The organism is Streptomyces pacificus (genome assembly GCF_011766325.1).
Classification (GTDB): Bacteria; Actinomycetota; Actinomycetes; order Streptomycetales; family Streptomycetaceae; genus Streptomyces; species Streptomyces pacificus.
In genome coordinates this window covers 1-8,772 of the sequence record NZ_BLLG01000041.1, presented here as the reverse complement: position 1 = coordinate 8,772, position 8,772 = coordinate 1, and the positions used below count along the sequence as shown (strand labels likewise).

Genomic DNA, 8,772 nt, shown 5'->3' with positions numbered 1-8,772 from the left:
CCGCCGACAACCCCGCCGACGCAAGCGCCTGCCGGATCACCCGCTGCTGCGAAGGACCGTTCGGCGCCGTCAGACCATTCGACGCACCATCCTGATTCACCGCCGAACCACGCACCACCGCAAGAACACGATGCCCCTTGCGCACCGCATCCGACAACCGCTCCAACACCACCACACCCACACCCTCGGAGAAACCGGTGCCGTCGGCGTCATCGGAGAACGCCTTCGAACGGCCGTCCGCCGAGACGCCGCGCTGGCGCGAGATCTCGACGAACGTGGCAGGCGTGGACATGATCGCGACACCGCCGGCGAGCGCGAGGTCGCACTCGCCCTGCCGCAGCGACTGCACAGCCAGGTGGGTGGCGACCAGGGACGAAGAGCACGCGGTGTCGATGGACACGGCGGGGCCCTCCAGGCCCAGCGTGTACGAGACGCGGCCCGAGGCGACGGACGGGGAGCTGCCGGTGCCGTGGTGGCCCTCGAACTCGCTGCCGAGGAGTTGCGCGTAGTCGTTGTACATCACGCCGGCGAACACTCCGGTCGCACTGCCGCGCAGCGAGAGCGGGTCGATACCCGCACGCTCCAGGGACTCCCAGGACGCCTCAAGCAACAGGCGCTGCTGTGCGTCGGTGGCCAGGGCCTCGCGCGGGGACATGCCGAAGAACGCCGGGTCGAAGTCGCCCGCGTCGTGCAGGAAGCCCCCGAGGCGGGTCGCGGAGGTGCCGGTCTCGGCGTCCGCCGCGAACAGGGCGTCCAGATCCCAGCCGCGGTCGGCGGGGAACTCGGAGATGGCGTCGGTGCCGTCCATGACGAGCCGCCACAGGTCCTCCGGAGAGGTCACGCCCCCGGGGTAGCGGCAGGCCATGCCGACGACGGCGATGGGATCGTCGTCATCGGCGGCCCGCGGCCGGGCGGTCGCCTCCGTGTCGGCACCGAACAGTTCGTCGCGCAGGAACCGGGCGAGCACGGCGGTGGTGGGGTAGTCGAAGACCAGGGTGGCCGGCAGGCGCAGCCCGGTGGCGTTGCCGAGGCGGTTGCGCAGGTCGACCGCGGTCAGCGAGTCGAACCCGAGGTCCCGGAAAGCCCTCGAGGCATCGAACGTGGTGCCGTCGGCATGGGCGAGGACCGCGGCGACCTGGGTGCGGACGAGGTCGGTCAGCGCGTCGACGCGCTCGGCGTCGGTGAGCGAGCGCAGGCGCTGCACCAGACCGGACGCGGCACCCGAGCGCGAGGCGGTGCGGCGGGTCCGGTTGCGGACGAGGCCGCGCAGCAGGGCGGGGACGTCGCCCTGGCCCCGCAGAGTCGGCAGGTCCAGTCGGGCGGGCAGCAGGACCGCCTCGCCGGTGGCGAGAGCGGCGTCGAACAGCGCCGTGCCCTGCTCGGCCGACAGCGGCGGCATGCCGGCTCGGACCAGGCGTTCGCGGTCGGTGTCGGTGAGCGCGCCGGTGAGTCCGGCCGTGGACTCCCAGGTGCCCCAGGCGAGCGAGACGGCGGGCAGTCCTCGTGCGCGGCGGTGCTCGGCGAGGGCGTCGAGGAAGGCGTTGCCCGCCGCGTAGTTGGCCTGGCCGGCGCCGCCGAGGAGTCCGGCGGCCGAGGAGAACAGGACGAACGCGGAGAGGTCGGCGGTGAGTTCGTGCAGGTGCCACGCCGCGTCCGCCTTGGGCCTGAGCACGCTGTCGACCTGCTCGGGGGTCAGGGACTCGACGACGCCGTCGTCGAGTACGCCGGCGGCGTGCACCACGGAGCGGATCTCGTGCCGGGCGAGGAGGTCGGCGAGCGCGTCCCGGTCGGCGACATCGCAGGCGACGACGTCCACACGGGCGTCCAGCCCGGCGACCCACTCCGGGGTACGTCCGCTGCGGCCGGCGAGGACCAGGTCGCGGATGCCGTGCCGGGTGACGAGGTGCTCGGCGACGATGCCGGCGAGGCCGCCGGTGCCGCCGGTGATGAGCACCGGTCCTTCGAAGACGGCCTCGTCCCGCGCGGCGGCCCGGGCGAGGCGGGGCGCGTAGGCCTTGCCGTCGCGGATACGCAGCTGCGGCTCGTCGGAGGCGAGGGCCCTCGCCAGTACGGCGGGGAGCCCGTCGCCGCCCGCACCGGTCCGGTCCGCTTCGGCATCGGCGTCCGCGGCGATATCGGTGCCCGTAGCGGTCTGTGCGCCCGTGTCGATGTCGACGAGTTGGAACCGGTCGGGGTGCTCGGTCTGCGCGGACCGCACCAGGCCCCACACCGCCTGCCCGGCGAGGTCTCCCTTTCGGGTGACGAAGGCGAGCTTTCCGGGACGCTCTCCGGCGATCCATTCCCGGATCCGCTCGAGTGCGCGTCCGGTCAGTGCATGTGCGGATCCGGGTACGTCGTCCGTACCCGCGATGTGCTCGACCACGACATCCGCGGGCACGGCGTCCGCGGGCACGGCGTCCGGCAACGGGACCGGCGTCCAGTCGATGCGGAAGAGCGCGTCCCGTTCCACGCCGTCGAACCTCGTGTCCGCGAGAGGTCGTACGACGAGGGTTTCGACGGAGGCGACCGGGGCACCCTCGGTGTCGGCAAAGGCGATCTCCATGCCCTCCCCGCGGGCGGTGAGGCGCACCCGCAGGGTCGTGGCGCCGGTAGCGTGCAGCGACACCCCTTCCCAGGAGAAGGGCAGTCGGGCACCGTCCCCGGTGAGCAGGGCGGCGTGCAGGGCGGCGTCGACCAGCGCCGGGTGGATGCCGAAGGCGCCGGGCTCCACGCCGTCGGGGAGTGCGACCTCGGCGAACACCTCGTCGCCGCGCCGCCAGACGGCCCGGAGTCCCTGGAACACCGGCCCGTAGGCGAAACCGAGGTCCGCGAAGGTGTCGTAGCAGCCCTCGACGTCCACCCGCTCGGCGCCGGCGGGCGGCCAGGAAGCGGCGTCGAAGTCGGCGGTGTCCGCACCGCCGCCGAGCGTCCCCGCGGCGTGCTCGGTCCACGGTGCGTCGTCGTCGGGGCGGGAGTGGAACGTCACGCGGTGGCGTTCGTCGGCCTGCGGGGTGACGGACACCTGCAGTTGTACGGCGTGGTCGAGCACGAGGGGTGTGGAGATGGTGAGTTCGTCCAGTCGGTCGCAGCCGACCTCGTCTCCCGCGCGGAGCGCGAGTTCCACGAACGCCGTGCCGGGCAGCAGCACCCGGCCGCCGACGGTGTGGTCGCCGAGCCAGGGGTGGGTGGCCGCGGAGAGACGGCTGGTGAACAGGATGCCGTCGGCTCCGGCCATGTGCAGCGCCGCGCCGAGCAGCGGGTGCGCGACGGCGGTCATGCCCAGGCCGGTGGCGTCGCCCGCGCCGACGACGGCGGCCGGCCAGTAGCGCTGCCGCTGGAAGGCGTAGGTGGGCAGGTCGATCCTCCTGCCCCGGGTGAGGAGGTCGTCCCAGCGGACCGGCACACCGCGAACGTGGGCGTGCGCCAGCGCGGTCAGGATTTGCCGCGGGCCGCCCGCGCCGCGCCGCAGGGTGCCCAGGGCGACGGCGTCGACACCTTCGGACTGAACGGTCTGCTCGACGCCGAAGGTGAGGACGGGGTGGGCGCTCGGTTCGATGAAGAAGCGGTGGCCGTCGGCGAGCAGGGCGCGGGTCGCCCGCTCGAACTCGACGGTATGGCGCAGGTTGGTGTACCAGTACTCGGCGTCGAGTCCGGCGGTGTCGACGCGGGTGCCGGTGACGGTCGAGTAGAACGGCACGTCGCCGCTGCGCGGTGTGATCGGCGCGAGGTCGGCCAGTACGCGTTCGCGGATCGCCTCCACCTGGGGGGTGTGGGAGGCGTAGTCGACGGCGATCATCCGGGCGCGGGCGCCGTCGGCCTCGCAGGCGGCGAGGACCTCCTCCAGCGCGGCGACCTCGCCGGCGACGACGGTGGCTCCGGGTCCGTTGACGGCCGCCACGGCGATCCGGTCGCCGTACCTCTCGATGCGCGGCCGGATCTGGTCGACGGGCAGCGACACCGACAGCATCCCGCCGCCGCGGGACAGCGCCTGGTCCACGGCCCGGCTGCGCAGGGCCACGATGCGCGCGGCGTCGTCCAGGCTGAGGGCACCCGCGACGGCCGCGGCGGCGATCTCGCCCTGGGAGTGGCCGACGACGGCGTCGGGCTCGACGCCGTACGACCGCCATACCTCGGCGAGCGAGACCATCACCGCCCACAGCACGGGCTGTACGACGTCGACCTGCTCCAGGGAGGCCTCGTCGCGCAGGACGTCGAGTGGTGACCAGTCCACGTAGGGGCGCAGCGCGTCGGCACACTCGGTGAGGCGGCGGGTGAACGCCTCGTGGGAGTCGAGGAGTTCACGCCCCATGCCGATCCACTGCGAACCCTGGCCGGGGAAGACGAACACCGTACCGCCGCTGAGGTCGGCCCGGCCGGTGACGGTGTCGTCCGGGCCGTCGCCGAGGATGACGGCGCGGTGCTCGAACGTGGTCCTGCCGTTCAGCGAGCGGGCGACGTCCAGCGGGTCGGCGTCGAGGCCCTTGACGCGTTCGATGTGTTCACGCAGGGCGGCCTCGCATGTGGCGGACACCGGTCGCGGCACCGGTTCCGTGCGGGGGGCGGCGGGTGGGGTGGCGTCCGCGGGTGCTTCCTCCGGTGCTTCGGCGGGCGCCTGTTCCAGGATGACGTGGGCGTTGGTGCCGCTGACGCCGAAGGAGGACACTCCGGCACGGCGAGGGCGGTCGACCGCCGGCCACGCGGTGGCTTCGGTGAGCAGTTCGACGGCGCCCTCCTCCCAGTCGACGTGTGAGGTGGGCTCGGTGATGTGCAGGGTGTGCGGCAGCACCCCGTGCCGCAGCGCGAGCACCATCTTGATCACGCCGGCGACACCGGCGGCCGCCTGGGTGTGGCCGATGTTCGACTTCAGGGAGCCCAGGTAGAGCGGTACGTCGCGGTCCTGGCCATAGGTCGCGAGCAGGGCCTGCGCCTCGATCGGGTCGCCCAGCGGGGTTCCGGTGCCGTGCGCCTCCACGGCGTCCACGTCCGCCGCCGCGAGGCCGGAGCCGGCGAGGGCCTCGCGGATGACGCGCTGCTGGGAGGGCCCGTTGGGGGCGGTGAGGCCGTTGGACGCGCCGTCCTGGTTGACGGCGGAGCCACGGACGACGGCGAGGATGCGGTGGCCGGCTCGCAGTGCGTCGGATCGACGCTCGAGGAGGAGTTGGCCGACGCCCTCGGCCCAGCCCACGCCGTCGGCTGAGTCGGAGAAGGCCTTGGAGCGGCCGTCCGCGGAGATGCCCCGCTGCCGGGAGAACTCGATGAACGTCGACGGCGTCGACATGACCGTCGCACCGCCGGCGAGCGCGAGGTCGCACTCGCCGCTGCGCAGTGACCGGATCGCCCAGTGCAGCGCGACCAGCGACGACGAGCAGGCGGTGTCGATGGTGACGGCCGGGCCCTCGAAGCCGAAGACGTAGGACATCCGGCCGGAGGCCACACTGCCCGCGCTGCCCTGGCCCTGGTGGCCTTCGAGGTCGCCACCGCCGAGGAGGGACTGGTAGTCGTTGTACATCAGGCCGGTGAAGACACCGGTCCGGCTGCCCTTGAGCGACACCGGATCGATGCCGGCCCGCTCCAGTGCCTCCCACGCCGTCTCCATCAGAAGCCGCTGCTGGGTGTCCGTGGCCAGCGCCTCGCGGGGCGACATGCCGAAGAACGCGGGGTCGAAGAGCGGCGCGTCGTGCAGGAAACCGCCCGAGCGGGTGTAGGAGGTGCCCAGGTGGTCGGGATCGGGATGGTAGAGCGCCTCGAGGTCCCAGCCGCGGTCGGCGGGGAAGCCGGTGATCGCGTCGGTGCCGCCGAGCACCAGGTCCCAGAGCTCCTCGGGGGTGGTGACGTCACCGGGGTAGCGGCAGGCCATGCCGACGATGACGACGGGGTCGTCGTCGGCCGGGGCCGCCGTCGCACGCGGCACGGGCGCGGCGGGCGTGTCCGCAGCGAACAGCCGGTCCTTGACGTGACCGGCGAGGAGGGTGGCGGTCGGGTAGTCGAAGATCAGTGTTGCGGGCAGCTTCAGCCCGGTGACCGCCCCGAGGCGATTGCGCAGTTCGACCGCGGTGAGAGAGTCGAACCCCAACTCTGCGAACTGCTGTTCGGCATTCACGGCGTGTGCTCCGGCGTGTCCCAGCACTCCGGCGACCTCCACGCGCACCAGGTCGAGCAGCGCCTCCAGGCGAGCGTCGTCGTCCCGCGCCGACAGGCGCGCCACCAGTGCGCCGGCCGTCTCGGACCCGGCGACCGAACGCCTGGAGCGGGTACGGATCAGCCCGCGCAGCAGGGGCCGTACCTCGCCCCGTGCCCGCAGCACCGGGAGGTCCAGCCGTGCCGGGACCAGGACGGGCTCGTCGGTCGCCAGCGCCGCGTCGAACAGGGCGACGCCCTGCTCCGCCGTGATCGGGGGCAGCCCGGCCCCCCGCATGCGCGCGATGTCCGCTTCGGACAGCGAGCCCGCCATACCGCCTTCCCAGGCCCCCCACGCCAGAGACAGCGCGGGCAGGCCCGCCGCCCTGCGGTGCTCGGCGAGGGCGTCGAGGAACGCGTTCGCGGCCGCGTAGTTGCCCTGTCCCGCGCTGCCGACGGTGCCCGCGACGGAGGAGAAGGTCACGAACGCCGAAAGGTTGCCGGCGAGTTCGTGCAGGTGCCACGCGGCGTCGGCCTTCGGGGCGAAGACCGTGCGGAGGCGGTCGGGGGTCAGCGACTCGGTCACACCGTCGTCGAGGGTGCCCGCCGCGTGCACCACCGAGCGGACGGTGTACTCCTCGAGCAGCGCGGCGAGGGCCGCCCGGTCGGCGACGTCGCATGCCGCCACCGTGACGTCGGCGTCCAGGCCGTCCACCCATTCCGGCCGCGCCCCGGTGCGGTTGACCAGGACGAGGTCGCGGATGCCGTGCTCGGCGACGAGATGCCGGGCGACGATTCCGCCGAGGCCGCCCGTGCCGCCGGTGATGAGCACCGGGCCTTCCCAGCTGACCTCGCGCTCACCGGCCGTGGCCCGGGCGAGCCGGGCGGCCCTCACCACGCCGTCACGGATCGACAGTTCGGGTTCGTCGATGCCGAGGGCCCGGGCGAGGAGTTCGCCGGTGCCGGTGCCGGTGCCGGTGTCGGTGTCGGTGTCGGTGTCGGTGTCGGTGTCGGTGTCGGTGTCGACGATCCCGAACCGGCCGGGATGCTCGGACTGGGCCGACCGCACCAGACCCCGCACGGCGGCCCCGGCGAGGCATCCGGCCCGGGTCACCAGGACGAGCCTCTCGGGACGGTCGTCGGCGATCCACTCCTGCAGCAGTTCGAGCGCCCGAGCGGTCAGCCGGTGCGCCGATGCGACGACATCGTGCTCCGCCCGGTCGACGGCGATGTGCTCGACCACGACACCCGTCGCAGCTCTGGCGGGAGGTTCGACGGGAACCCAGTCGACCCGGAACAACGCATCCCGTACCGCACCGGCCGGCCGGTGCGCACTGCCCTCGCGGACGAGGAGCGCGTCGACCGTGGCGACCGGGGCTCCGGCGGTGTCGGCCAGTGCGATCGCGAGCGCGTCGCCGCCCCTGGTCAGGCGCACCCGAAGCGCGGTGGCGCCGGTGGCGTGGAGGGAGACGCCCTCCCACGAGAACGGCAGCGCGGCGCCGCCGTCGACAAGCAGAGCGGCGTGCAGAGCGGCGTCGAGCAGCCCGGGGTGCAGTCCGAAGCCCCGTGTGGCGGTGCCCTCCGGAAGGGCGACCTCGGCGTACAGGGTGCCGTCCTCCGCGCGCCACACGGCACGCAGGCCCCGGAACAGCGGGCCGTACTCGAAGCCGAGGTCGGCGAACCGCTCGTAGGCACCCTCGATGTCGACGGGCTCGGCGGCCGGCGGCCACACCGCAGCGTCGAAGTCACTGACACCGGTCCCGGTTCCCAGCACGCCCGTCGCATGGCGCGTCCACGGCCCGTCGGCGTCGTCCTCAAACCGGGCGTGGACGGCGAACGGACGACGGCCGTCCTCCTCCGCGTCGACCCGGACCTGCACCTGTACCGAGCCGCGTGCGGGCAGTACCAGCGGTGCCGCGAGCGTCAGTTCCTCCACCCGATCGCAGCCGGCCACGTCGCCCGCGGCCACTGCCAGCTCCACCAGGGCGGCACCCGGGAGGAGCGCCTCGCCGCGCACGGAGTGATCGGCGAGCCAGGCGTGCGTGCGGAGCGACAGCCGCGACGTGAAGAGGTGCCCGGCCGATCCCGCGAGCTCGACGGCGGCTCCGAGCAGGGGGTGTTCGACGGACCCGAGGCCCGCGGACACGACGTCCGCGCCGGAGCCGGGGGCAGGCCAGTAGTGCTGGCGTTGGAAGGGGTAGGTGGGGAGGTCGACATGGTGTCCGCCTTCGTAGAACGGGGACCAGTCGACGGGAACGCCCCTCACATGCAACCGCGCGAGAGCGGTCACGAACCCGGTCACCTCGTCCAGGTTCCCCCGCTGCACGGGAACCGCGACCGCACCCGAAGCAGCCGCCGCAGCCGACAGCACCCCGTCCGGACCCACCTCCAGCAGCACCCTCCCCTCCAGCGCCACCACCCGGTCATGGAACCGGACCGTCTCCCGCACATGCCGCACCCAGAACTCCGGATCACCCACCTCACCCCCCGCCACCACCGCAATCCCCGGCTCCCCGAACGACAACCCACCCACCACCGCACGGAAGTCGTCCAGCATCGGCTCCATCAACGGCGAATGGAACGCATGCGACACCCGCAACCACTTCACCCTGCGCTCCCCCAACCGCCCGGCAATCCGCTCCACCACCCCCGCCA

The 8,772-nt window shown here is 73.3% G+C and carries 1 pseudogene; it reads right to left on the bottom strand.

The features are described 5' to 3' along the window. Positions 1 to 8,674 (bottom strand): annotated as a pseudogene (locus tag SCWH03_RS28115) (type I polyketide synthase); the annotation flags it as partial. Between the last annotated feature and the right edge of the window lie 98 nt (positions 8,675 to 8,772).